The sequence below is a fragment of the Halomonas campaniensis genome, assembly GCF_002211105.1.
In the GTDB taxonomy this organism is placed as follows: Bacteria; Pseudomonadota; Gammaproteobacteria; order Pseudomonadales; family Halomonadaceae; genus Vreelandella; species Vreelandella campaniensis_A.
On the sequence record NZ_JPUA01000026.1, the window covers coordinates 13773 to 38858 of the forward strand.

The following is a 25086-nucleotide window of genomic DNA, read 5'->3' on the forward strand; positions in this document are numbered from 1 at the left end:
GAGAGGGATTGATATGAAGTGCTGAGTGCGTCGATAGAGCAGAATCCGCGGTTATTTTGTAGTAAAATTACACGAATTATTGCGTACAATACCCGTATTACGGTAAATTTTAGGTAATCTAACTACATTAGATGCCTAATTATAAACAGGAGTGACGATGAGCCAGTCCACTGCTTCCCAAGGTGCACCGCTGGGCGATCCGAATAACGCTATTGATTTAGCGCTGTTTGGGGCGCTGGGTGATCTTGCCATGCGCAAGCTATTTCCTGCCTTATACCATCTTGATCGCGAAGGCTTGATGCCTGAAAGCACGCGCATTATGGGGCTGGCTCGCCATGAGCATGACGCTGCATCGTTCCGGAAAATGGTTAACGACGCGCTGCAGAAACGGTTGAAAAGCAGCGAGCAGGATAAGCAGAGCCTCGAGCGCTTTCTCGCCCGCCTAGATTATTTAAAACTCGATTTTTCCAGCGTTGAAGGTTACGACGCCATTCGCCAGTGGCGAAAGGGCTCACCGCGCCCAATGGTGGTCTATCTCTCCGTTGGTGCGCCTATTTATGGCGATATCTGCCGTCACCTGCAGGCCAGTAAAAGCCTGGACGATGAGTCCCGTGTGGTGGTTGAGAAACCCATCGGCTACGACCTGCACTCATCCATTGAAATTAACGACGCCATTGGTCAAGTATTTCCCGAATCGCGGATTTACCGTATTGACCACTATTTAGGTAAAGAGACCGTACAGAACCTGATTGCGCTGCGTTTTGCCAACCCGCTGTTTGGTACCCAGTGGAACCAGAACAATATCTCCCATGTGGAAATTACCGTTGCCGAAAAAGTGGGCATCGAAGGGCGCTGGGGTTATTTCGACCAGGCGGGTCAACTGCGAGACATGGTGCAAAACCACTTGCTGCAGCTGCTGTGCTTAATCGCCATGGATCCGCCCTCTAACTTGGATGCCGACGCCATTCGCGATGAGAAGGTGAAGGTGCTTAAAGCGCTCAAGCCGTTTGTGGGCGAGGCGCTTGGCCGTGATGTGGTTCGCGGCCAATATATCGCCGGCACCAGCGATGGCCAGTCGGTGCCGGGTTACCTGGAAGAAGAGGGCGCCAATACCCAGAGCCAGACCGAAACCTTTGTGGCCATGAAAACCGAAGTGGCTAACTGGCGCTGGGCAGGCGTGCCGTTCTATCTGCGCACCGGTAAACGCATGCCGGAGAAGCTCTCGCAGATCGTCATTCACTTCCGTCAGCAGCCCCACTATATCTTCGACCCGGATCAGCGCGGCATCGCCTCTAATAAGTTGATTATTCGCCTGCAGCCGGAAGAGGGTATTGCCCTGCAAGTATTGACCAAAGATAGCGGTTTGGATAAAGGCATGCGTCTGCGCCCGGGGCCGCTGCATTTGGACTTCAACAGCGCATTTCCCAAATCGCGGATACCCGATGCTTACGAGCGCCTGCTGCTCGAAGTCATGAAAGGTCAGCAGTACCTGTTCGTGCGTCGCGATGAAATTGAACACGCCTGGCGCTGGTGCGACCAGCTCATTGATGGCTGGAAAAAACGCGACACGCCGCCGCGTCGTTATCCAGCAGGCTCTTGGGGGCCGGTCGCTTCTATTGCCATGATTACTCAGGATGGACGCAGCTGGTACGAGGATTATTAATATGAGCCAAGCACGCCAACAGTTGGCCGAGCAGCTTGCCGAAGCTGTGTTTCAAGGGCTGCAAGAAGATTTAAACCATCAGGAGCGCGTCCTACTGGTCGTTTCTGGTGGCTCTACGCCAGTGCCCTTTTTTAAGGCACTGGCGGCCAAGCCGCTGCCCTGGGATCGGGTAGATGTAACGCTGGCCGATGAGCGTTGGGTAGACGAGCAGAGCAGCGATAGCAACGCCAAGTTGGTGCGTGAGCATCTTCTACAGGGCGAAGCATCGGCGGCCACTTTTATACCGTTAACTTGCAGCGCGGCTACACCTGAAGAGGGCGTTGATGAAGTTGCCAAGCAAGCGGAATCGCTAGCGTGGCCTGCCAGCGTGGTGATTCTAGGTATGGGCGGTGATGGTCATACGGCGTCACTATTTCCCGATAGTCCTGAACTGACCCTGGCCCTTGCCACCGAGGAGCTGTTAGTGGCGGTAAGAACGCCTAGTCAGCCGCAACCCCGGATCACCTTTTCCGCCGATCGCCTGCATCAGGCGCGGCGGCACATTCTACATATTACCGGCGAAGATAAACGCGCCGTATTGGCCAAGGCACTCAACGGCGACGACGTTCGTCAACTGCCTATTCGTGCCTTTTTAACCTGCCCGTTGGCAATTTACTGGGCGCCTTGAGCGCTAACTGCCTTAGCCAATAATAATTGCTTGGAGACTCACGAATGACTATAGACAAACAGTTACCCTCTACCCGTACCGCCGAGCTGGATAGCATCTGCTTAAAAGCCGAAGTGATTCCGGTCATCACCATTGAGCGCTTGGAAGATGCGGTACCGTTAGGCCGCGCCCTGGTGGAAGGCGGCTTAACCGTGCTGGAAGTGACCCTGCGTACCGACTGCGCCCTGGACGCCATCAAGCGAATGAAAGCAGCGCTGCCGGGTGCCAGCATTGGCGTGGGCACCGTGCTAACACCCGCGCAATATCGCCAAGCCGAGCAGGTGGGCGCTGATTTTGTGGTGACGCCAGGGGCTACTGACGCGCTTTACCGCTACGGCGTGGAAAGCCCGGTGCCGATGTTGCCAGGTGTATCGACCATTTCTGAACTGATGACCGGCTGGCAGTACGGCTACCGTCGGTTCAAGTTCTTCCCCGCTGAATCCAGTGGCGGCGCTAAAGCCATCAAAGCGTTTGGTGCGCCGATTCCAGAAGCGCGCTTCTGTCCAACCGGTGGCATTACCGTGGACAACGCCGACTCTTACCTGTCACTGCCGAACGTGATGTGTGTAGGCGGCTCCTGGTTGACGCCGAAAGCGATGGTCGATGCCGAAGATTGGGACGGCATCCGCGAGCTGGCCCGTCAATCAGCAGAGCGCTTTCATCACTAAGTAAGCCACTACTGGCTGTACCCATTGAGCAAGAACGGCTATCCCTAGCAATGTTTCTAAACATTGCTAGGTTTTTTTAGGGCAAAATTTTGCGTTTACCTATCTTGGCCCCTAGCGTAAGACCAAAGGCGTATAACGGAGCATATTCAGCTCAACTAAAATGACGGCTCGATTTGTCTGACATTTCGCTCTACGCGCATACAGTAACGTGTGTGCCACTTATAATGATCATGAGGTGAGTCAAAATGCACGCGTTGACCCTGGCGTCCTTCCTGTTTTTTACAGGGCTTGTCGCCTTTATCACTTGGCGCATCACCCGTCGAGATGACCACTCAAGTACCAGCGGCTACTTTTTGGCTGGACGCACGCTAACCTTCCCGCTGATCGCTGGCTCTCTGTTAATGACCAATCTCTCTACCGAGCAAATGGTAGGGCTGAACGGGGCTGCTTTTGCTGATGGTTTAAGCGTAATGGCCTGGGAAGTGGTCGCGGTTATCGCACTGGTGGCGTTGGCGCTCTTCTTCCTTCCGCGGTTTTTGAAAAGTGGTATTGCCACGCTGCCGCAACTACTCGAGATTCGTTTCGATAAAACGACTCAGCTAATCACCAATATCATTTTCTTGATTGCTTACGCGGTGATTCTGCTGCCGATCATTCTCTATTCAGGTGCCATCGGTCTGCAGGGAATGCTCGACCTACAGGGGTTAACCGGCATTGATTCTTCGACGACGCTGCTTTGGCTAACGGTGTGGATCGTCGGTATTATCGGTTCCGTGTATGCCCTGTTTGGTGGCCTGCGCACGGTTGCCGTTTCCGACACGCTCAACGGTGTTGGCCTCCTGATCGGTGGTTTCGTAATAGTTTATTTCGGCCTGCAGGCCGTGAGTGGCGGCACGGGTATTATGGAAGGCTGGAGCATCCTTAAAGAGGCTGACCCGGATAAGCTTAATTCGATTGGCGGTGCTGAACAGCAGGTGCCGTTCTTTACCCTGTTTACCGGCGTTTTCCTGATCAACCTGTTCTACTGGAGCACCAACCAGCAGATTATTCAGCGTACCTTTGCAGCCAAAAACCTCGCCGAAGGTCAGAAGGGCGTGCTGCTGACCGGCCTTTTCAAACTACTGGGGCCGCTGTACCTAGTGCTGCCGGGCATCATTGCTTATCACCTTTATGCCGATCAGGGCGTGCGTGCTGATGAAGCCTACGGTCATTTGGTGTTTAACGTACTGCCACCGTATCTAACCGGGTTCTTCGCTGCGGTGATGGTCGGTGCAATTCTGTCGTCGTTTAACTCCGCGCTTAACAGTACCACCACGATTTTCAGCCTGGGCATCTATAAAGGCGTGCTGAACAAAGAGGCTACGGAAGAGCAGGTGGTTAAATCGGGTAAGGTCTTTGGCTGGATCATGGCCATTCTCACCATGATTATCGCGCCGTTGTTGGCAGGCCAGGATAGTCTGTTTGGTTACCTGCAGAAGATGAACGCAATCTACTTTATTCCGATTCTTGCCGTAGTGCTGGTCGGGCTGCTAACCAAACGGGTTCCGCCGATGGCGGCCAAAATCGCCCTGGTGGGCGGCTGCTTGTTGATTGCCGCCGGTTACTTTGTGCCACCGTTTACGCTGCTGCCCCAGATCATGCACGAGTTCCACTTCGTGGCGCTGGTCTTTGTGCTGTTGGTCGTCGTGATGCTGATCATCGGCAAGCTGCGCCCGAGGGAAACCGACTGGATTCAGGAGCACAGCGGCGATGTGGATCTAACACCCTGGAAAGGGGCGGTACCCGCCGGTATCGTTTTGGTCGTGTTAGTGATCGTTATGTATATTAGCTTTGCGGGTTAAACGGCTTTCTGAAGCATTTAGCTTGTGTAGCACCTAATTAGTTTGACATCTATGTCATATCAGAACGCCCGCTGCATTGCAGCGGGCGTTCTGTATTTCAGGAGGCAGGTTCGGTTATAGCTTTTGATTGATTCGTTGATCATATCGCGTGCTTGGTTCAGTATTTTTAGATTCACTGACTTTTCTTACCCATAGTGGACACTAATTTAAGAGTTTAAAAATCATTTAACCGGTGCGTCGCTTGTTTGATCCGGCCGTGCCAGCTTTAAAGGCACTTGCCTTAGCCGATAATTGAGGACGAGAGAATGACACAAGCTGGCGGGCCTGCTGCGATAAATGGCTTTCTTTACCAGATTCTCCATCACTTAGGATGGATTACGGAAGTCTCGCTCTCCGGCACTATAGATGGGGCGCTGATCGATGATGCATGTCTGGTTCTTGAGCCGCGTAATGGTGGCGACGCACGAGCAGAGGCGACTGGCATATATCTCGTCGAGCAGTACAAAACACGTAAAGACAGAACTTGGTCTGTCAAAGATATCGTCGCTGTTCTCTCTGATCTTCGAAAGGCGGTGCCCTCCCAACTCCCATCCTTTGCCTGTTACCGGTTTGTCACTGATGGCCGCCCTGGCAACCTTTCTTCCTTAAATGCGTTCTTTACTGATGTGAAATTAGTATCGACGCCGGATGACCTGGACAAGTCGGATGAGAAGAATTTCAGCTCTGGGTTGTTATTTACAAATAATGAATTTTTTGAATATGTTGTGACTAACAGCCAAATAGCGGGTAAGCATTCGGCAGCTGATGAGCGAATGAAGGTCTTTCACTTGCTTCAGAATTTGGAGCTGGAGTTTGGCTCTTATGGCGCTGAAAGGTCTTATGCTGTAGATAAACTGCTGCGCCGCTATGCCCCTAACCTGGGAGATGAGAGCGGCATACGAGAGCGGCTTGTAGGTATTCTTGTTGAGAAATTAAGTAAGGGAGAAGCAAGGCTTGATCGCCAAGAGATAAACGATATGTTTCGCAATGTAGGGCTCAATCCAGAGAGGATGGTTCGTCTTGAGCAACTAGCTGAAACGATGGGCGAGCGGACTCGCAATCGTCTTGATCGTATGGGGTATCGCCCTGAGTGTGATGTGCGGAACCCACCGGATTGGCCAGATAATAAGCCCGTTCTTTTGATCGCTGGCACAAGCGGTATGGGAAAAACTTGGCAACTGGGGCGGCTTCTGGAGACTCTGGCGCAAAGCCGGGAGATAGTCACTCTCGTACCTTCTAACAGCGCTTCGGAAACAGTGCTGAAGGATGCAGCACAGGATATCTGGCAAACCGGGCTCGACGAAACATCTGAGAAATCACTTGTTGCGGTTGCGCGATTTCTTTGCGAGCTTGTGCCAAACGCCAAGGCTCGAAAGGTCACGATCGCCGTTGATGATGTTCAAGACGTGGATGTTGTCCGCACTCTGATTCGACAGGATTGGGCTGAGTGGGACATGCGACTTGTCATGACTGTACCGCATGATGTGGTACCTGCAATAAAGTCAGCTGACAGAGAGTATACCCATCTGCATCCTGTCCTTGATTTCTCTACCGAAGAACTCAATCGGTTGTTACATCAGAATTGTCGTAGCTGGTTGGAACTCCCATCAGACCTCAAGATGCTTCTACGCACTCCAATTTTAGCAGGTCTTTTTCTCAAACTTCCCTATAGCTCTATACAGAGAGTTCCTCGTAGCGAGTATGAAATCTTCGAGACCTTTTGGGAGCGTATTGCTTTGAAGGGCCGCCCCGGCGATGAAGGAATCGTACTCGCTCTCGCTGGTTTATACGTCGGCGAGGAGTCTGATCCTCTTCCTCGAGAGAGATGGAGCGAAATTGGTTTGACCGATGACAGTCGTGCACGCCTGGATGCCGCTGGGTGGTTGCGTGCCACTGAACAAGGCGAAATAGAGTTCGCACATGACCGTCTGCTGAATTGGGCTGTTGCGAAAGCGCTTGTTCACCAGTATCAGCGAAGCGATTTGAGCGTGGAAGAACTCGGCGAGATTCTTGCAGGTGGTAGCAAAGAAGACCAGTCACAGTGGCGTCGACTCGGATATGTGCCGATGGATACGATCTGGCTGCTCGGGGAAAACGATCAAAACGCCGAACCGTTGGGCATGATCATCGCACGAATGGAACAAAGCCGGGAGTTCGGAAGCTACGGAGGAGAACTGTACAAGCATCTGCTTCCAACATTGGGTCAGCGTGCGGTTCCAATTCTTCTCTCGCGCTTGAATTCTGTAGTTTCCAGCGGGGCTGGAGATTACCGTGTGAACTTGATCGGCCAGGCCTTTACAAGTTTGGCTCGGCAGGATCATGTCGACTTGGCGCAGGTTATGGTATTGCTGCTTCGATCCAATGTATGGGATCTTCAGAGTGTGGCGATAGAGGTGCTTAAAGTCGCGCCGGATGCACGTTGGCTCGATAGACTCTGGGACATTCACCAACGTTGCGTCGCAATTTTAGAAGACCGATCGAACAGCGTATCGCATGATGGCTACCAATCTACCATGGCCGCCATGCGCGCCGGGGTTGCCCAGAGTCCGGAATGGCTTCGGCTGCGAATACTCTCTGTCGATCCCGGTAAGGAGTCCATCTGCGATCTTGGATATTTGCTAAATACCCTAGAACACCCCGATGCGCTGACTATTTGGAGAGAAACACGGGATCGATTGATTGAAATGATGCCTGCAAGTAAGCCCCGCAGCCTGCTGCATTGCATCGCACGCTTTGGCGATCGGGAAAAGGTGGATTTCATTACTCAGAACCTCACACAAAAGCAGGATTTCGCTAGCGGGGCTGGACTCTATGCGCTCTCCGTTCTTGACCCACGCGCTACAATTGATCGGCTCGAGGAGGTTGGTGAGTCAGGGCGTTACTTATCTCGAAATCAGTGGCTACCAAGCTTGTTGCGCGCTGAGCCGGAATTGACGCTGAATCGTGTGCTCGCGCTAGCTAAGGCGCAGCCGAGAGGCCGTCACATGATTGAAATTCTCTTCGGCGAGAGGCCGGACGAGATCAACGAGGCGATGTTGCGGTTTGTACTACGCTCCCTTGAACATGACTTGCTGGAAGATCTCGATACGATCACCGTCGAGGAACTGAGGTGGCCTGATCGCCCGCTGAGTTTTTTGGGTGCTGTTACGCGCCCGGATCTTCTTACCATCATAATGGCAGAGGCAGGTGGTGAACTGGAGCGAGTAATCACCACTGTCGGTTGCAGCCGACTGCGGTTTAATAGCAGGTCTATGGATCATATTCTTGAGGGCACACGCCGCCTCCTCACCTTGATCGGCGGCGAAGGGCTGACGGTGTTGCTTAGTAAAGAGTTAGAGTCTGAACACTACTGGGTACGCCATAACGGTTTAAATTGGGCTTTTACGCGCCGCGATGATGGAATCATTAAGCGGTTGACAGCTATTGCTCGTCAATCTAATGCGCGTGGTATTGAGGGAAAGCCGAGTGAGGAGTTTAACCACGAATTCTATAAGGCGATACAAGGATTAGGGGCTCTCGGCGCAGATGACGCCCTAGTTAATATTCTTATTGCAAGCGAGGCTAAGAACATACCTGATAATCTCGCTTTGCTTAGATCGTATCGAAATCCGATTGCAACCGAACTCATCGAAAAGGTTAATTTTATTTTGAGTGATGAGGATGCAGCACAAGATGAACTTTACATAGCTCTTATTATTGCTTGGGTAAGCGGTAACGCAACTCTTTTGCCTAGAGTACATAAATTGCTAGCAACGACTGATCCCTCGAGTGATTTGGCAATATATGTCTGTATCGCGCTAAGTGAGCTTGGCGACGTATCAGTGGAATTTGCTCATTTTGCTTTTGATGTAGCTCAAACAAAAGATAATGCGTGGTGGGGTCTCACTGCCCTTACTAACCTTGGTGACCACGGTATTGAACTGCTGACGGAATGGTTACAAAGTTCTAATACCGCCTCACGAGTAGATTATGAGTCATTTGTAATTAATGTTTTGTACGAAAATCCAACAACACGTATGCAGGCTACGGCGGCCGCGGCAGAAGCCTGCCAACACAGCCTTAATTTTGGCGACGCACCTTATAGCATTGCAGCTGAAGCCAGCGACCCAATATTGCGGGAACAAATTCTGGATAAGGCGTTTTCCAAAAACTCTTTATTCATGACAGAGCCACTGCGCGCAATTGAAGGCCTAGCCAAATTTAATATGGCGCGTGCTGTTGATGCAATTGAGTTGGCATTCCAAACCCACCCAAAGATTGAGCGAGAGTTGGCGAGGCTGCTCGTTCGCCTCGCGCCAGATGTAGCAGCCGAGAAGCTGATTAATGCGGCTGTTATGATTGAGCGGGAATCGATTAGAAGTGCCGTCGGACGAGCTCTGCGACAGCTCGACCCTGCAATAATTGCCCCGCTGTTTGCCGAGCGCGTAAAGGGTACAGCTTCCGAGAGAAAGGTCATCGCTGAATTAGCTGCTTGGTTGCCACTTCCTCAAATTAATAACGTTCTCGTTGGGCTTGCTGACCAAGATAGCGCTAGCGAAGTTAGGCATTCGGCACTGCAGGCGCTCGAATACCATCGTAAGGAAGCAGGCCTAAGAGCGCTGCTAGAGGCCTTTAAAACTGCAGGTTTTGACAAGCGGTGGAGTCTTCTAACGGCCATCCTGAATGGTGCTGATGCTCATTTGTTGAAGAGCCGAGATGATCCACTTTGGTTAGGCCACATCCTAACGGACGAACTCCCATTTATATTTGAACACCATGCTAATAATGTGCTGAAGCAAAGAATCCAGCGAGGCAAGTAGTGGCATAACCTAGTCCGCCAACAGTACGTATCGCTTTAAGGCAGCACACTGAAACAAGGTCAACATGGCAAGCAGCTTCAATGAAGAAGACACGTATCTTTTAAGTGGCTGTTCAAATTGATCGCGTAATTAGATCCGTAACGACCGAGTAGGTGATCGATTGTGCTGCAGGGGCAGACAAATAGGAGATTCGCACTCAATAGTAGCCCCGCAGTCGCGGGGCTACTCATTTCTGACTAAGCCAGACGTAGAGGTGGCTCGGCGAGTCCAGCGATGCCGGTCTCGACCACATAGAGCGAGCCCGCTGTTGGCTCTTGGGCCAACTGCTCAGCACTGAATCCCTCTTGCGCGGTGGTGATATACAGCGTTTTTAGATCAGGGCCTGCAAATACCGGGCAGGAGGGTTGGCTGACCGGTAGCTCGACGCGGCCTATTATTTCGCCGTCATGATCCAAACGCACGACCTGCCCAGCTCCCCACAGCGCTAGCCATAGGCAGCCTTCGCTATCCATCACTGCACCATCGGGATTGCCTTGGCTGGAGAAAAAGTCCGCCCAAGGCTGCGGCTCGCCTTGCGGCCAGCCGTCGCTATCCAGTGCCCAGCGCATCACTACACCGGTCACGGTGTCGGTAAACCACGCGAACTCGCCATCTTCGGAGAAGCAGATGGCATTGGGAATCGTCAGGCCTGAACGCAGCCGCGAGAGCTCGCCGCGATGCAGGCGATAAAGGCTGCCAGCGTTTCTTTCGGCGCTTTTACCCATGCTGGATAGCCACAGGCTGCCGTGGCGATCAATGCGCGCGTCATTGCTGCGGGTGATGGGATTATCGGCTTCGAAATCGCACCACTTTTCGATACTGCCGCTGCTGGGGTCGAAGCGGCTTAAACGGTCTTCGCCCACCAGCAACAGGCCACCCTCAGCCAGGGGCGCTGCCAGAGACACCCGATGATCGAGCTGATAGTGGCCGCTTTCCCCGCTTGCGGGGGAGAGCCAGTGCAGCTGTTTTCCAAGAATGTCGCACCAATAAAGGCGCTGATTTTTGGCGTCCCACTGCGGGCCTTCACCCAGTGAGCAGCGGCAATCGACCGCTAACTCGGCCTCCCACGTTGAAACACTCATATCGGTATTCATTATTGTTGGTTCTCCTTATTGTTCTCCCGCTAGCCAGGCATCGACTAGGGCTTGTGCCTGTTGGCCTACCTGGGAAGCGCTTTGGCCGGGTTTGTATAGTGCGCTGCCCAGGCCTGCACCATCGACACCCGCTGCGCGCCATTCGGCGAAGTTATCGACTCCAGCGCCGCCGACGGCATACAAAAGCGTGCCTGCCGGAAGCACGGCGCGTACTGCTTTCATGCCTTCCAATCCTACCTGTACCGCGGGGAATAGTTTAAGTCCGGTGGCGCCTGCATCCAGTGCATCGAAGGCTTCTGAAGGCGTCACAATGCCCGGCCAGCTTGCCATGCCGAGCTTATGTGTTTCTTCAATCACCGCTGGCCGACAGTTGGGAGAAACGATTAAGCGCCCCCCAGCAGCGTGAACTTCACGCACCTGAGCCGGAGTGAGCACCGTACCTGCACCAATGACCGCGCGCTCGCCAAATGCGTCGACCAAGCGGCGAATGCTCTCCAGCGGGTTGGGGGAGTTAAGCGGTACCTCAATCTGGGTGATGCCCGCGGCTAGCACCGCTTCCGCGATATCAACAGCCTCATCAGGCGTTACACCGCGTAAAATTCCAATCAGTGGCTGCGACATAGCAAATCTCCCCATAAATAGTTAGTGGCGTTAAGCCTTGAGCGCACGGTGGGCAAGGCATAGACCTGCCAGCACGGCAGAGTCGCCATCCACATGCTGCGTCTGATAGCCGATCGCATTAAGCGCCAACGCATAGCGCTGACTCAGGGCTTGGTTGCCAATCAGCATGATCGGCTTATCGGTAGGGCACTCACGGCAGGCGCCAGCGAGCTCAAGGCCAATGGCGAGCCCGGAGAGCCTGGCCGCAAGAACGGCTCCACGCGTATCGCCTGCAGGTAGTCGGCCGTCGAGTAAATCTTGCGCGCGCAGGCCGAACAGGCGGCTACTAAAGGTTTCGGGGGCTGTGTAGATCTCACTAACTGCCGAAACAAACGCCTCACGGCAAGCGTGGTCTTGAAGCTCATCGCTACCGATTGAGTGGCGCAAGACCGATTGGTTGGCCAATAATTGGTAAAGCTCGCCGGTTAAGTAGGTCGAAAATCCACTCACAGCACCCGCTTCAAGAGTGGCCCATTTGGCGTGGGTGCCCGGCAAACAGGTGAGGCCCGTAAAGTCAGGTGTGTCAGCGACGAGGCCTGCCAACTGGGTCTCTTCGCCACGCATCACATCAAAGTGGGTTGCAGCACTGCGGGTTTGACTTAATCCGGGCAGCAGATAAACACGCAGCTGGTCGCCTGTAAGCGTTGGCGTTACTGCGCCTTGGCTAAGCTGGTCAAGCCGCGTGGGGATCGGTAAATAGGCGGCTTCCAGCCAGCCCTGACGGGCGCCTGCCATACCGCACACCATCACATCAATTGGCCCGGCAGTAGGCAGCCAATCACCCACCAGCCGCTCCAGCTCGGCTTCGTACTCATCGGCTTTGAGCGTCAGCATGCCCTTGTCGCTACTGGCTTGGGCAATCACCTGGTCGTGTTGATCCAGCCCCCAGGCACGCAGATTGCTGGAGCCCCAATCCACGGCAATCCAGGTTAATTGATCTGTAATTCCTGGTGTTTCATTCATCCCGGTTGATCCCATGGCTTACCACTCCGCAATAGAGCCGTCTTCATGAGTCCAGACCGGGTTGCGCCAGCGGTGGCCCACCTTCGCTCGCTCCTCAACGAACTCTTCGTTGATCTCTACACCAAGGCCTGGGCCCTGGGGAATGGCGCAGAAACCGTCTTCAATGGCGAGGGCGGATTTATCGACCAGGTAGTCGAGTACGTCGTTACCCTGGTTATAGTGAATACCCATGCTCTGCTCTTGGATAAAGGCGTTATGGCTGATCGCATCCAGCTGTAGAGAGGCGGCCAGGGTCAGCGGGCCGAGCGGGCAGTGGGGCGCCAGGGCGACATCGTAGGCGGAGGCCAGGGAGGCGATTTTGAGGCCCTCGCTGATGCCGCCGCAGTGGGAAATATCCGGCTGGATAATGTCGATCATGCCATCTGCCAGCAGGTCGCGGAACTGAAAGCGCGTGTGTAAACGCTCGCCGGTGGCTAACGGGTAGCCAAGCCCACCAGCAATATCTTTCAAGCAGGGCAGATGCTCCGGGGCAACCGGTTCTTCAACGAACATGGGGTGGAAAGGTTCTAGCTCGCGCAGCAGTGCTTTGGCCATGGGGCGGTGCACGCGGCCGTGGAAGTCGATGCCGATGCCTACATCTGGCCCAACGGCGTTGCGGGCTTCTGCCACCCGGGCAACGGCTTCATCGACCTTGCGGTGGGAGTCGACGATTTGCATCTCGGGGGTGCCGTTCATTTTAAAAGCGGTGAAGCCTTTTTCGACCAGCGCTTTAGCCCCAGCGCCTACGTCGCTAGGGCGGTCGCCCCCCGTCCAGGCGTACATGCGCATTTTGTCGCGAACGGCGCCGCCTAACAGCTGATGAACAGGCACACCCAGGTCGCGGCCTTTAAGATCCCACAGCGCCTGGTCAATCCCGGCAATGGCGCTCATCAGGATCGGCCCACCGCGATAAAAACCGGCGCGGTACATGATGTTCCATAGATGCTCGATGCGGTGCGGATCCTGGCCGATCAAGTAGTCGGAAAGCTCGTGCACGGCGGCTTCAACGGTGGCCGCGCGGCCTTCAATCACCGGTTCACCCCAGCCGTAGCAGCCTTCGTCGGTTTCGATTTTGAGAAACAGCCAGCGCGGAGGAACTTGCCAGGTCTTGAGTTTGGTGATTTTCATTAGATCAGATCCTTATTAATTGACGATGCCAAGATCGATGGCGGTGCGGCGCAGTACTTCTCTCGCAGCACTCTCTGCGCTGCTGGTATCACGGTTGCGTATGGCGTCAAGCACCTGACGGTGGCGTGCAAGGCTGTCGTCTAGCGTATCGGTGCGGTGTTGTGAACGGTGTATCAGCGCCATGATTGAAGGGCGCAGCAGATACCCCATTTGCCGCCAGACTAAATTGTGGCTGGCCCGGTAGGTGGCGTCATGAAAGGCGACGTCGTACTCGGCATGCTCAGCACGCGCTTTAACGCTGCCTGCACTGCTCTCCATGCCTGCAAAGGCGCTCTCCAGCCGTTCTATATCTTCAGCCTGGGCGGCCTGGGCAGCGAGTCCAGCAACCACCGGTTCAGCAGAAAAACGAAAGGCGTAGATGGCTCTTACCAGCTGCGGGTCGAGGTTGACCAGCCCGGTCATCCATTCACTCATCAGAGGGTCGAGTAAATGCCAATCACCCATCTCGCGCACTCGCGTGCCCCGGCCCGCGGTGCGCTCTAATAAACCCGCAGCGGTGAGGCTAGTGAGGGCGTTACGCACCTGGTTTCGGCTAACGGCAAAGTGTTTACCGATATCCAGCTCACGGGGAAAAACATCGCCTGGCTGCCAGTGGCCTGCCAGCAGTGCCTGGGCGAGTAGGCGCGCTAACTGTTCAGCGCCACCCTGATGGGACGGCAGAGTGTCCAGCGTCATTGGTTGTCTCTTATTATGTGTTCTATGACCGCTAGTCTAGTAAATGTCTGACATTTCCACAAGCGAACTGCTTTAGACAAAAGTCCGAGTTTAATTTGATGTCTAGTCGCCTCAAGTCAGGTACAAAAAAGGCACGCCTGGGTCAGGCGTGCCTTATGGTAATAGCTTATAGGGCGACTTATTTAGCCAATATCCGCGCGCGTTGGCAGTGCGGCGTATGCGCCTGGTCGAGTAACAGCATGGGCGCCGCAGCGGCAGGCGGTAGCCACTGCACGATGTAGAAAATCGACATCGCTCTGCCAGTTTTCACCGATGCCGTGGGTCGAGAGCTCTGCCAGCAGCCCGCCAATAAAGGCATCGCCCCCTGCTGTAGTATCGATCGCTTCCACTTTGGGCGGCGCAATGCGCTGGTCGATACCGATGCCTTTGAGCACCACGTCGTTTGGGCCATCGGTTACCAAAATTACTTTTACCCCTGCCGCAAGCCGTTCTGATAGCCACGACTCTGCAGGGTGATCGGCACGCAGGTAGTCGAGTTCTTCCTGGGAGAGCTTGAGCAGCTCAGCGCCGTCTAGCAGCTGTGTGACTAAGCTGGCATCGGCTTCGACGCCGGGCCATAGGTTGTGGCGTAGGTTGGCATCGACGCTTACCAGGCAGCCTGCGCGCTTGGCCATGGTGGCCATTGCCAGGGTGACGTCGGCGATCTCTGGGTCGGTTAGGCTGTTACTGCACAAGTGCAGAATGGCCGGGTTCTCGAAGACGCCATGAGGTAAATGTTCAAGGCGATAGAGCAGGTCAGCGGCGGGTGGACGATAGAAATCAAAGGTGCGTTCGCCCACGTCATCCCGGGAGACGAACGCCAGTGCCGTGCGGGCTGCTTGGGTAAAAACCACGCCGCTGGTGTCTACGCCGTGGCTGTTGAGCTCACGTACCAAAAAATGCCCAAAGGTATCGTCGCCCACCATACCTAAAAACTGGCTAGGCACACCCAGGCGGGCGCAGGCGACCGCCACGTTAGCAGGAGCGCCACCAGCGTAGGGCGTAAAGGTTTCCTGGGCATCAGTGGCGGTTCCTAAACGGCTGGAGAGCATATCGACCAGCGCTTCCCCAAAAGCGATAACGGGTGTCATCTGTGGCTCCTTATTGAATTGTTTTAAAGCGGACAGTTTATGCCACGCAGTGGCCGCGGGCGGCTTCAAGAAGTTCGTACCACACTTCGCGAGGCAGGCTGGCGGGGCCATTAAGCATCGTGTCGATTCGCTCAGGTTTAACGCTGCCGATCACCGGCATCGGTGAATGAGGAAGCGTACGCAGCCATGCCAATGCTAGCGCACTGGAAGTGCTATTAAGCTCAGCGGCCCATTTATCTAGGCATTCGCCGACAGCACCCTGCATCAACGTCCCACCTGCCAGCGGCGACCACGCCATGGGGGCGTGCCCATCGGCGCATAGATCATCAAAGCTGCCATCAAACAGCGGTGTGGTATGGGCAATCGAGAGCTCGATCTGATTGGCACTTAAGCGATGATGCATAGCGCCTTGCAAGCGCCGCCACTGGCTGGGCAGGTGGTTGGAAACGCCTGCAGCGCCAATTTTGCCCGCCTCAATGGCGTTGTCCAGCGCTCGGCCGGTGGCTTCCGCATTCATCAGCAAATCGGGGCGGTGAATCAGAAAGTGATCAAGGCGCTCGACACTCAACCGCTCAAGGGAGGCGTCAATGGCGCTATTAAGATAAGCAGGGCTGGCGTTGTAGTGCTTTACCTTGCCCGAAGCGGGGGCAGGGTTGTCGTTGGCAATGCTCGCCTTGGTGACGACATTGACCCGCTGAGCAAGCGCCGGGCGCGCCTGCAGGGCGGCACCGAACAGCGCTTCCCCTTCGCCGCTGCCATAGATATCGGCATGGTCAAACCAGTGAAGGCCTTGCTCCAGGCGTGCTTCTATCCACTGCGCCAACTGTTCTGGGTCGTGCATAGCGGGTGTTTCGTGCAGGCGCATCATGCCGAGCAGAAACGGCACATCAAAGGCGGCGACGGACATGGTTTCTTTCCTATTGATATTGTTAGAAAACTTCTTCGTTGTGCAGTGCTTCGGCGGCGCCCAGCAGCCCCGTCCAGGGTGCGGTCACCACCCATATAGGAATATCCGCGTTATAAGCGCCCATACGGCCTTTATTGACAAAGGCGGCGCGCAGTTCGCTTTTCGGCAGCCACTCCAGCAAGCGGGGGAGAATACCGCCGCATAGATAAACGCCGCCCCTTGCGCCCATGGTTAACGTAGCGTCGCCGCATACATCGCCAAGAATTTTGAGAAAGCGCAGCAGGGCAGCCGTTGCCAGGCTATCGCCTTGATTGGCCGCTGTGGTCACCTCTGCGGGAGTGGAGAAGCGTGGTTCAACGCCCTCAAGGCGGCAGTGCGCCTGATAAAGCTCCAGTAAGCCCTGGCCGCACAGAATGCGCTCTACGCTGACCCGTTTATGATGCTGGAGAAATACATTCAGCAGTGCCACCTCGGTGCTATCCGTGGGGGCAAAGGTGACATGGCCGCCTTCGGTGGGCAGTGGGATCCAGGCGTGTTGCCCAGGAAATACCCCGGCAACGCCCAGACCAGTGCCTGGGCCGATGATTAAGCGTGTGGAGTGGGCCTGGGTTTGCCCCGGCTGAACCTCGACCAAATCACTGGCTGCCACATGGGGAACGCCCAGCGCCTGGGCGGTAAAGTCGTTGATGACTTTAAACAGCGAAAGATTCAGCGCCTGCTGAACCTCGCGCTTTAAAAAATCCCAGTGATTATTGGTCATTTTGACCCGCTCGTTATGAACGGGGCAGGCAAAGGCCAAGCAGGCTTCTTGAGGGGCGTTTTCACCCGTCGCGCCGACACGGCTTAAGTAGTCTTGAACCGCTTCCACCACGCCGGGGTAATCGGCGCAGGGCAAATTCAAAATATCGTGAGGAGTTACTTCACCGGGAGAAACCAGCGCCAAGCGGGCGTTGGTTCCCCCGATATCGCCGATAAGTGCCGGTCGCATCAGGCATCCTCTTGTGAGATTTGCCCCTGCTGACGGGCAAGGTCATCGGCTTCAAAACCACCAAATACGCCTGCCCCTTCTTCGCCGCGCATGGCCAAGTGGCGGAAGCCGCCAAATAGCTCGCGACCCAAGCCCACGTGGTAGTGATCCAGGTTGCCGATGGCCAGTTGCCGCTCAGCCCAGGTGGCGGGATCGACTTTGGCTTCCAGCGTACCTGCGTTGGCGTCCAGACGGACAATGTCACCATCACGTAGCTTAGCCAACGGGCCGCCATCCAAGGCTTCAGGGCTCATGTGAATGGACGCGGGCACTTTGCCGGAAGCACCCGACATCCGCCCATCGGTGACCAGTGCTACCTTAAAGCCGCGGTCTTGTAGCACGCCCAGGAACGGCGTTAGTTTGTGTAGCTCCGGCATGCCATTAGCTTTGGGCCCCTGGAAGCGTACGACCACGATGACATCGCGATCCAAATCTCCAGACTCAAAAGCCGCTTTCATTTCATTTTGATCTTCGAAGATTTTTACTGGCGCTTCAACAATGCGATGCTCTTCGGCGACGGCGGAGATTTTAATCACACCGCGTCCCAGGTTGCCTTTCATCACCGTTAAACCACCCGTTGCCGCGAAGGGCTTAGCGACGGGGCGAAGAACATCTTCATCAAGACTTTTTTCAGGGCCTTCATGCCAGACGACTTTGCCATCTTCCAGGAACGGCTCCTGGGTGTAAGCGGTCAGGTCGGTGCCGAAAACAGTAGGGATATCGCCGTGTAACAAGCCTGCGCCCAGCAGCTCGCGGAACAGGTAGCTCATGCCGCCCGCCGCCTGGAAGTGGTTAATATCCGCCTGGCCGTTAGGGTAAACCTGCATCAGGCTGGGCGTCACCGCCGAAAGGTCGGTGAAGTCATCCCAGTTCAGGGTAATGCCCGCAGCGGCGGCCATGGCGATCAGGTGCATGGTGTGGTTAGTTGAACCACCGGAAGCCAGCAAGCCAACCACAGCGTTAACAATCGCGCGCTCATCAATCTGTTTAAAGAACGGGCGATAGTCGCCGCCGGGTTCGGTGTTGCGGATGGCCTGCTCGGTGGCGTAGCGGGTCAGTGCCTCGCGCATCTCGGTGCCGGGGTTTACAAACGAGGTGCCGGGCAGGTGCAGACCCATCACCTCCATCATTAGCTGGTTGGAGTTGGCGGTGCCGTAAAAGGTGCAGGTGCCAGGGCTGTGGTAAGACTCCGACTCGGCTTCTAGCAGCTCGGCGCGGCCTACTTTGCCTTCCGCGTAGAGTTGGCGGATGCGCGCCTTCTCTTTATTTGGCAAGCCGCTGGGCATAGGGCCCGCGGGGACAAACATGGCGGGCAGGTGACCAAAGCGTGCGGCAGCGATGAATAGGCCTGGAATAATCTTGTCGCATACACCCAGATAAAGAGCAGCATCAAACATATTGTGCGAGAGGCCAACGGCCGCAGACATGGCGATCACATCGCGAGAAAACAGAGATAGCTCCATCCCCGGCTGGCCTTGCGTCACACCGTCACACATGGCGGGCACTCCACCGGCAAACTGGGCGGTGGAGCCCATGGCACTGGCGGCGGCTTTAATCGTTTCCGGGAATGTTTCAAACGGCTGGTGCGCTGAGAGCATATCGTTGTAAGACGATATAATCCCCAAGTTGGCGCTGTTCATCAGCTTGAGTTCGTTCTTATCACGCGGGTTACAGGCGGCGAACCCGTGGGCCAGATTACCGCAGCTTAGCTCAGCACGGTGCACGCCACGCTTGTGCTGGTCAGCCATGCGCCGCTCGTAGAGGGCGCGACGCTCAGCAGAACGCTCACGAATGCGCTGGGTAACCTCAGCAACGGTGGGATTTAACGTAGCAGGTGTTGAGCTCGGCATAGGGACCTCTGCATGATAGAGACGGTGGGTAAAGATTGTAGTTATTTTACATTTTTTGGTGTCGATTTAAGAGACTTTACGGCAATAAAAACCATATTTGTAGTTTTATTACCCGAATGTAGGGTGGCGATGGCGCCACGCTCACAACCTCAAGAAAGCCATAAGCCCTAACAGGGTGGAAGACCTGTTGAGGAAATAGCAAGTATAGCACCCAGGCTTTTGCTACCATTTTGCGCCTTGCCTTTGAATGTTTGATGACCCCTAGTGAGCCGGAGCCTGCATGCACGCCATTGTTGACCAGATTCAGTCCGTTGATCTCAATGCCGGTGAAGAGACGCGTCGCTATTTGGACACGCTGACCAAGCCGCCCGAGAGCTTGGGTGCCCTGGAAGAGTTGGCGATACAGCTGAGTGCCATCACCGGTGAGCTCAAGCCCCGCGTCACGCCGCCAGCGGTGGTCGTGTTTGCCGCCGATCATGGCGTTGCCGCCGAGGGGGTCTCCGCCTTTCCCCAAGAAGTGACCGCCCAGATGGTGGCTAATTTTGCCAGCGGCGGGGCGGCGATTAATGTTTTTGCCCGGCAAATAGGCGCTCAAGTCGAGATTGTGGATGTGGGCGTCGCGGCCCCCTTAACCATGCAGGGTGTCACCTCTGCGAAGGTACGCCACGGCACCGCCAATATGGTGGTAGAGGATGCGATGCAGTTTGAGCAAGCCTTAGCCGCGATTGACGTAGGCGTGGCGGCCGTTGAGCGCGCCAAAAGTGCTGGAGCAAGATGCCTTATCGTGGGCGAAATGGGCATTGCCAACACCACGGCCAGCAGCGCAATGCTGGCAGTACTGACGGTTGAGCCGGTCGCAAACGTGGTGGGGGCGGGGACGGGGATTGCTCCGCAGCAGCAGGCGCACAAAGTCGCAGTGATTGAACGTGCCATTAGTGCTCGTCAAGCCAACCCAGAGGCGCCATTGGAAGTGCTTGCCAAGTTAGGTGGCCTGGAAATTGCGGCGATGACTGGGGCTTACCTGGCCGCAGCGGCGCATCGACTGCCTGCGATTGTGGATGGCTTTATTGCCACCGTGGCGGCGCTGACTGCTTGCCGTCTTTGCCCCGCTGTACGCGGCTACCTGATTTTCGGCCACCGTTCACAGGAGCCTGGTCACGACATCGCCTTAAAGGCGTTAGAGGCCAAGCCACTGCTCGATATGAGCATGCGGCTGGGTGAGGGGAGTGGTGCCGCGCTGGCCTATCCATTACTGCAAGCAGCCACCGCGATGATGCGTGAAATGGCTACCTTTACCGGTGCCGGTGTTAGCGATAAGGCGAAATCATGATCCCAGGCGTCACACTTGGCGGAATTACCCTGATTGTTCTGGCCATTGTGATTGATTTAGTGGTTGGCGACCCGCGTTCGTTGCCCCACCCAGTGGTGCTGGTCGGGCGCTTTATCAGTGCTTTTGAGCGGCTGTGGAATCGTGGCACCGCGCAGCAGCGCAGAGTTAGTGGCTTTCTGCTAACCACTATTGTCGTCGGCGGCGTATGGGCTATTAGCTGGCTAGCGCTGGCACTGCTGGAACGCTTGCAACCAGGGTTAGCGCTGATCGCCGAGCTTTGGTTGCTCTCAACTACGCTAGCGATCAAAGGCCTGGGCGATGCGGCTAGCGCCGTGATCAAACCGCTTACTCAAGGCGATTTGCCCGCCGCCCGCAAGGCGCTGGGGATGATTGTTGGCCGCGATACGCAAACCTTGGGTGAGGCGGAGATTACCCGGGGCACGGTGGAAACTGTGGCGGAAAACACCGTTGACGGCATCACCGCGCCGCTGTTTTTCGCACTAATCGGCGGAGCGCCGCTGGCGCTGGCGTACAAGGCGGTGAATACCCTGGATTCAATGGTAGGTTACAAAAATCAGCGCTATGCCGACTTTGGCTTTGCCTCCGCGAAGCTGGACGACGTGGCCAACTGGATACCCGCACGCGTAACCGCGCTATGCTTGTGGCTCGCTGGCCTGCTACTGGATGTTTCAGGCGTTTTGAACCTGCGCTGGAAAGGCGCACTGAGCTGCACCTGCCGCGATGCGCCGCGTCATCCAAGCCCCAACGCTGGCTGGCCGGAGGCCATGGTGGCAAGGCTGCTCGGCGTTCAATTGGGTGGCACCAATGTCTATCAAGGTGTGGTGTCGCAGCGCGCGACCCTAGGCGAGCCGCTTGAAGTGCTGCAGGTCACGCATATCACGGCCACGGTGCGCTTAATGCACGGTGCCTGGATACTGTTTACGGTGCTTTCAGTGGTGGTCATAGCGAGCATATTATTCATATTTAAGGGGCTACTATGAGTCAGCCTATGTGGCCCAGCTCTCCATGGCCGAGCTCTCCATGGCCCAGTCACGGCGGCCAAGCCGAGGCGCTATTAGCGCACTTCGGTTTGCCCGCCGATCACCGTCTGGACGATTTTAGCGCCAACCTCAATCCTTTGGGGCCTCCGGCCTGGGTGAGCGATTGGTTGACTAAGCAACTGACAGGTCTTGAACGCTACCCCGCGCCGGATTACGCCGCTGCACGTCAGGCCATCGCCGCCCACCACCAGCTTCAGCCTGAACAAGTGCTGCTGACCAACGGCGGCGCTGAGGCGATTTTCCTGGCTGCCGCGCTGCATGCAGGGAAGCGGGCGGCGATTATTACCCCAAGCTTTGGCGAGTATGCCCGTGCCTGTCGTGCTCATCGGCTCTCCATCACTGAGATCGCACTGCCCGCGCCGCACTTTACGCTGGATATTGATTCGCTGTTGGCAGGGCTTAACGGCATTGAGGTGCTGTTTTTATGCCGCCCCAATAATCCTACCGCTACGCTAATTGATATGTCCGCAATGGAAACTCTGTTAGATCACAGCGCAGCCATTGGCTGCCATGTGGTCGTCGATGAGGCCTTTATCGACATGGTAGGCGAGGCGCCCCAGCAGGCCTCTATGGCTCCGCTGTTGGCGCGCTATTCGCACCTGACGCTGCTGCACTCCATGACCAAGTTTTATACCCTGCCAGGGCTGCGGCTGGGCTATATGCTGGCGGAGGCGGCAACGATCAAGGCCGCAGAGACTTGCCAGCCAGCCTGGAGTGTTAATCACTTGGCGGCTGAGCTAGTGGCGCCGTTGCTGACGGATGATGCCTTTGCCCGGCGCACCCAGCGGTGGTTGGCCAGCGAACGGCCGCGTGTGGCGCAAGCGCTTACCGAGTTGGGCTTGGACGTTGTGCCCAGCCAGGCGTGTTTTTTTCTGATCCGCCCCAGTGCTGCGCAGGAAATCACCACGGATGCGCTATTTGAGCAGCTACTGCGCCAGGGCATTTTAGTGCGTCATAGTCACAATTTTGCCGGGCTTAATGGCGAATGGCTGAGAGTGGCGCTGCGTGACGAACCTGCCAACCGACGGCTAGTTAATGTGCTGAAAAAGGTACTGCATGATTGTCTTCGTTAGCGGCGGCGCACGCTCCGGCAAAAGTGATATTGCCGAACAGCAAGTAGTGGAGGCGGCGGGTAGTTCACCCTGTTACTACTTAGCGACCGCAGCCGTATACGACGCAGAGATGGCTGAGCGAGTGGCACTACACCAGCAAGCTAGGAGCGGTCACGGGCAAGCCATTCGATGGGTAACGCTAGAGGCGCCTGTGGATATAGATCAAGCGCTGGCCGAGGTGCCCGATGGCAGCGCGGTGTTGCTGGACTGCTTAACGCTATGGGCCAGCCAAGTGCTGTATGGCAGTGAACTTAGCGATGACGAGGGCATGTTGCTGTTGATAAGGATGTTATCGGATGCTCGCACGCGCAGCATTTATCTAGTGGTTGTCTCTAACGATATTAACGAAGCGCTGCCGCCCACTGATACGCAAACCTGGCGCTACCTGGCGTTTCTTCAGCGTGCTCACCGCTCGCTAGCGGCAGAAGCGGACTCGGTGCTAGAAGTGGTCGCAGGCTGCGCCATCGAATGGAAAAACCACGGGAAGCTGCTGTGAAAAATGCTCTGTTCGGTCTCCTGCTGGCGCTGCAGTTTCTGACCCGGATCCCAATCCCAATAGCCGTTCCCTGGACGCCCGATACCCGCCGCTGGGCGGTGCGCGCCTACCCCTTGGTGGGCCTGTTGATAGGCGGCGTGCTGGTACTGCTAGCGTTTGTGATGCACGACGCCCCCGCGCCGATCACCGCGCTGGCGATATTAAGTGTGTGGGTGGTGCTTTCCGGTGGGCTGCATTTGGATGGCGTCATGGATATCGCCGATGCGCTGGGCAGCAATCAGCCGCTGGCGCGCCGCTGGGAGATTATGAAAGACCCACAAATCGGCAGTTTTGGAATGCTGGCGCTACTGTTTCTGCTCGCCTGGAAGGGCGTGCTGCTGTGGGCATTGCTCACTTATCAAGCGCCGCTCTGGTGGCTGCTGGTGGTGCCCGCGCTAGGGCGCTGGGCGGGCGTTGCCTTGCTAGTTTTGACCCCCTGCGCCCAGCCGAAAGGCTTGGCTTGGAGTTGGCAACAGTCGCTTAGCGGCCAGGACGTGGCGCTCGCGCTATTGCCATTGGCGTTGATCGCACTGTTAGCCCCGCCAGTCGTATTGATAGGGCTAACGGTCATGGTTTTTGTGGTACTTATGCGCTGGTTTATGTTGCGACTGTTTAACGGCATCAACGGCGATATGGTAGGCGCCACCATTGAAGGAGGGGAGCTTTGGTTATTGATCTTAGTGTGGAGCTGGTGGCAGTTCGCCACGGTATCACCGCTTGGAATTTAGAGCGTCGCTATCAGGGCCAGCAAGATATTCCACTGCTGTTTCCCGATGCCGAAGCAGGGTTGCTGGCGCTGCGTGAGGCACTAGCGGATGAGCGTTTTGATGCTATTTACTCCAGCGATCTTAACCGCTGCCAGCAAACGCTAAAGTGGGCGGAAGTCGCCAAACCAGGCGTGCCCCTTACGCTTGAACCTCGCCTGCGCGAGCTCGATTTTGGCGAGTACGAAGGCAAGGTTTACGACGAGCTAAAGGATTTACCCCATTACCGCGCCTGGATTGACAGCGTGGGCGAGCTGCAAATCCCTGGTGGCGAATCGGCTGCACAGTTACGCGAGCGCTTGGATGCTTGGCTACACGATGTTGCGACTAATGCCCAAGCGGGTGACCATAAAAAGGTACTGACAGTGACCCACGGCGGCGTGATTCGCGAGCTGCGCCGTCGTTTTGAAACCATTCACTTCTGGGATGGCTCAGTGAGTCAGGCCCAAGGCAGGCGCTGGAAACTCTCTTATTACACCGATGCGAATGGACAAGGAGAATGGCAATGCAGCTCTTCATCGGCGGTGCCTGCGCTGGCAAACGCGACGCCGTAGCGGCGCGGTTTCCTGGTGCTGTATGGTACCGACTCACGCTGTCTCAGCGGCTGGCTGAGTGTCAGCAAGCGCTGGTTGCCGACACGCCGCTGGTGATAACCGGCGTGTTTGAGTGGCTCGAAGCTGCATTAGCAAACGCGGAAAACGCCCCCCTCCGCGAGCAGTGGCAGGTCGATATGACACAGCTCAGTCAGCGGGCTGACGAGCTAAACGCAGCGTTAATTATCATCGCTACCGAAGTAGGCCGCGGCATTGTGCCCATGCAGCCCGAGCAGCGTCGCCTGCGTGATCTAAATGGCTGGTTCGTTCAAGATGCCACTGCTCGGGGTGATCAAGTGTGTTATGTGCGCCACGGGTTAGTGGTGGCACTTAAGTAGCTCGGTAAGTCCTATGCTGGGCGCGTTTTGCGCCGCACTTCAATTGACCACCCTCCAACAAGTTG

The 25086-nt window shown here is 55.8% G+C and carries 21 protein-coding genes; 12 read left to right on the forward strand and 9 right to left on the reverse strand.

What is annotated here, in order from left to right; genetic code table 11:
- Positions 1–157 precede the first annotated feature (157 nt).
- The 5 genes from zwf (at position 158) to JI62_RS08855 (ending at position 9716) form a co-directional block, all read left to right on the forward strand.
- Positions 158–1663 carry a glucose-6-phosphate dehydrogenase gene (gene zwf, locus JI62_RS08835; RefSeq protein ID WP_088699809.1) on the forward strand — a complete coding sequence of 502 codons (1506 nt, stop codon included), beginning with the start codon at positions 158–160 and terminating at the stop codon, positions 1661–1663.
- A 1-nt stretch (position 1664) separates the two neighbouring features.
- Entirely contained in the window at positions 1665–2330 is a 666-nt protein-coding gene (gene pgl / locus JI62_RS08840; protein ID WP_088699810.1) for a 6-phosphogluconolactonase, read from the forward strand.
- Between the two features lie 44 nt (positions 2331–2374).
- The gene (locus JI62_RS08845; protein ID WP_088699811.1) at positions 2375–3037 is read left to right on the forward strand and encodes a bifunctional 4-hydroxy-2-oxoglutarate aldolase/2-dehydro-3-deoxy-phosphogluconate aldolase; all 663 of its coding nucleotides are present in this window, start codon (positions 2375–2377) and stop codon (positions 3035–3037) included.
- A gap of 245 nt (positions 3038–3282) precedes the next feature.
- On the forward strand, positions 3283–4878 hold the full coding sequence (locus JI62_RS08850; RefSeq protein WP_088699812.1) for a solute:sodium symporter family transporter: 1596 nt from the start codon (positions 3283–3285) through the stop codon (positions 4876–4878).
- A 305-nt stretch (positions 4879–5183) separates the two neighbouring features.
- On the forward strand, positions 5184–9716 hold the full coding sequence (locus JI62_RS08855; RefSeq protein WP_088699813.1) for a hypothetical protein: 4533 nt from the start codon (positions 5184–5186) through the stop codon (positions 9714–9716).
- A gap of 236 nt (positions 9717–9952) precedes the next feature.
- Here JI62_RS08855 and JI62_RS08860 read toward each other — a convergent pair whose 3' ends face one another.
- The 9 genes from JI62_RS08860 to edd form a co-directional block, all read right to left on the reverse strand.
- On the reverse strand, positions 9953–10837 hold the full coding sequence (locus JI62_RS08860) for an SMP-30/gluconolactonase/LRE family protein (protein WP_240513185.1): 885 nt from the start codon (positions 10835–10837) through the stop codon (positions 9953–9955).
- Between the two features lie 27 nt (positions 10838–10864).
- Entirely contained in the window at positions 10865–11470 is a 606-nt protein-coding gene (locus JI62_RS08865) for a 2-dehydro-3-deoxy-6-phosphogalactonate aldolase (RefSeq protein WP_088699815.1), read from the reverse strand.
- Between the two features lie 30 nt (positions 11471–11500).
- Positions 11501–12472 carry a 2-dehydro-3-deoxygalactonokinase gene (locus JI62_RS08870; RefSeq protein WP_240513186.1) on the reverse strand — a complete coding sequence of 324 codons (972 nt, stop codon included), beginning with the start codon at positions 12470–12472 and terminating at the stop codon, positions 11501–11503.
- 18 nt (positions 12473–12490) lie between these two features.
- Positions 12491–13639 (reverse strand): galactonate dehydratase, encoded by a 1149-nt coding sequence (dgoD, locus tag JI62_RS08875; RefSeq protein WP_088699817.1) that lies wholly within the window; start codon positions 13637–13639, stop codon positions 12491–12493.
- A gap of 15 nt (positions 13640–13654) precedes the next feature.
- A complete protein-coding gene (locus JI62_RS08880; protein WP_088699818.1) occupies positions 13655–14374 on the reverse strand; it encodes a FadR/GntR family transcriptional regulator in 720 nt (239 codons plus the stop codon).
- A 182-nt stretch (positions 14375–14556) separates the two neighbouring features.
- Positions 14557–15504 (reverse strand): carbohydrate kinase family protein, encoded by a 948-nt coding sequence (locus JI62_RS08885; RefSeq protein WP_088699819.1) that lies wholly within the window; start codon positions 15502–15504, stop codon positions 14557–14559.
- Positions 15505–15541: 37 nt separating this feature from the next.
- Complete coding sequence (locus JI62_RS08890) at positions 15542–16411, reverse strand: aldo/keto reductase (protein WP_088699820.1); 870 nt, start codon at positions 16409–16411, stop codon at positions 15542–15544.
- Between the two features lie 22 nt (positions 16412–16433).
- Entirely contained in the window at positions 16434–17399 is a 966-nt protein-coding gene (gene glk / locus JI62_RS08895; protein ID WP_088699821.1) for a glucokinase, read from the reverse strand.
- Positions 17399–19288 carry a phosphogluconate dehydratase gene (gene edd, locus JI62_RS08900; RefSeq protein WP_088699822.1) on the reverse strand — a complete coding sequence of 630 codons (1890 nt, stop codon included), beginning with the start codon at positions 19286–19288 and terminating at the stop codon, positions 17399–17401. The genes glk and edd overlap by 1 nt, the downstream gene beginning before the upstream one ends.
- A 280-nt stretch (positions 19289–19568) precedes the next feature.
- Here edd and cobT point away from each other — a divergent pair, with 280 nt between their 5' ends.
- The 7 genes from cobT to JI62_RS08935 are packed head-to-tail and all read left to right on the forward strand — an operon-like array spanning position 19569 to position 25021.
- Positions 19569–20618, forward strand: a complete 1050-nt coding sequence (gene cobT / locus JI62_RS08905; RefSeq protein ID WP_088699823.1) for a nicotinate-nucleotide--dimethylbenzimidazole phosphoribosyltransferase — start codon at positions 19569–19571, stop codon at positions 20616–20618.
- Entirely contained in the window at positions 20615–21619 is a 1005-nt protein-coding gene (gene cbiB / locus JI62_RS08910; RefSeq protein ID WP_088699824.1) for an adenosylcobinamide-phosphate synthase CbiB, read from the forward strand. Before cobT ends, cbiB begins: the two co-directional genes overlap by 4 nt.
- Complete coding sequence (cobD, locus tag JI62_RS08915; RefSeq protein ID WP_088699825.1) at positions 21616–22752, forward strand: threonine-phosphate decarboxylase CobD; 1137 nt, start codon at positions 21616–21618, stop codon at positions 22750–22752. The genes cbiB and cobD overlap by 4 nt, the downstream gene beginning before the upstream one ends.
- Positions 22736–23287 (forward strand): bifunctional adenosylcobinamide kinase/adenosylcobinamide-phosphate guanylyltransferase, encoded by a 552-nt coding sequence (locus JI62_RS08920; RefSeq protein WP_088699826.1) that lies wholly within the window; start codon positions 22736–22738, stop codon positions 23285–23287. The genes cobD and JI62_RS08920 overlap by 17 nt, the downstream gene beginning before the upstream one ends.
- The gene (gene cobS, locus JI62_RS08925; protein ID WP_088699827.1) at positions 23284–24054 is read left to right on the forward strand and encodes an adenosylcobinamide-GDP ribazoletransferase; all 771 of its coding nucleotides are present in this window, start codon (positions 23284–23286) and stop codon (positions 24052–24054) included. The genes JI62_RS08920 and cobS overlap by 4 nt, the downstream gene beginning before the upstream one ends.
- Entirely contained in the window at positions 23991–24644 is a 654-nt protein-coding gene (locus JI62_RS08930; RefSeq protein WP_088699828.1) for a histidine phosphatase family protein, read from the forward strand. The genes cobS and JI62_RS08930 overlap by 64 nt, the downstream gene beginning before the upstream one ends.
- Entirely contained in the window at positions 24596–25021 is a 426-nt protein-coding gene (locus JI62_RS08935) for a bifunctional adenosylcobinamide kinase/adenosylcobinamide-phosphate guanylyltransferase (protein WP_088699829.1), read from the forward strand. The genes JI62_RS08930 and JI62_RS08935 overlap by 49 nt, the downstream gene beginning before the upstream one ends.
- Positions 25022–25086: the final 65 nt, after the last annotated feature.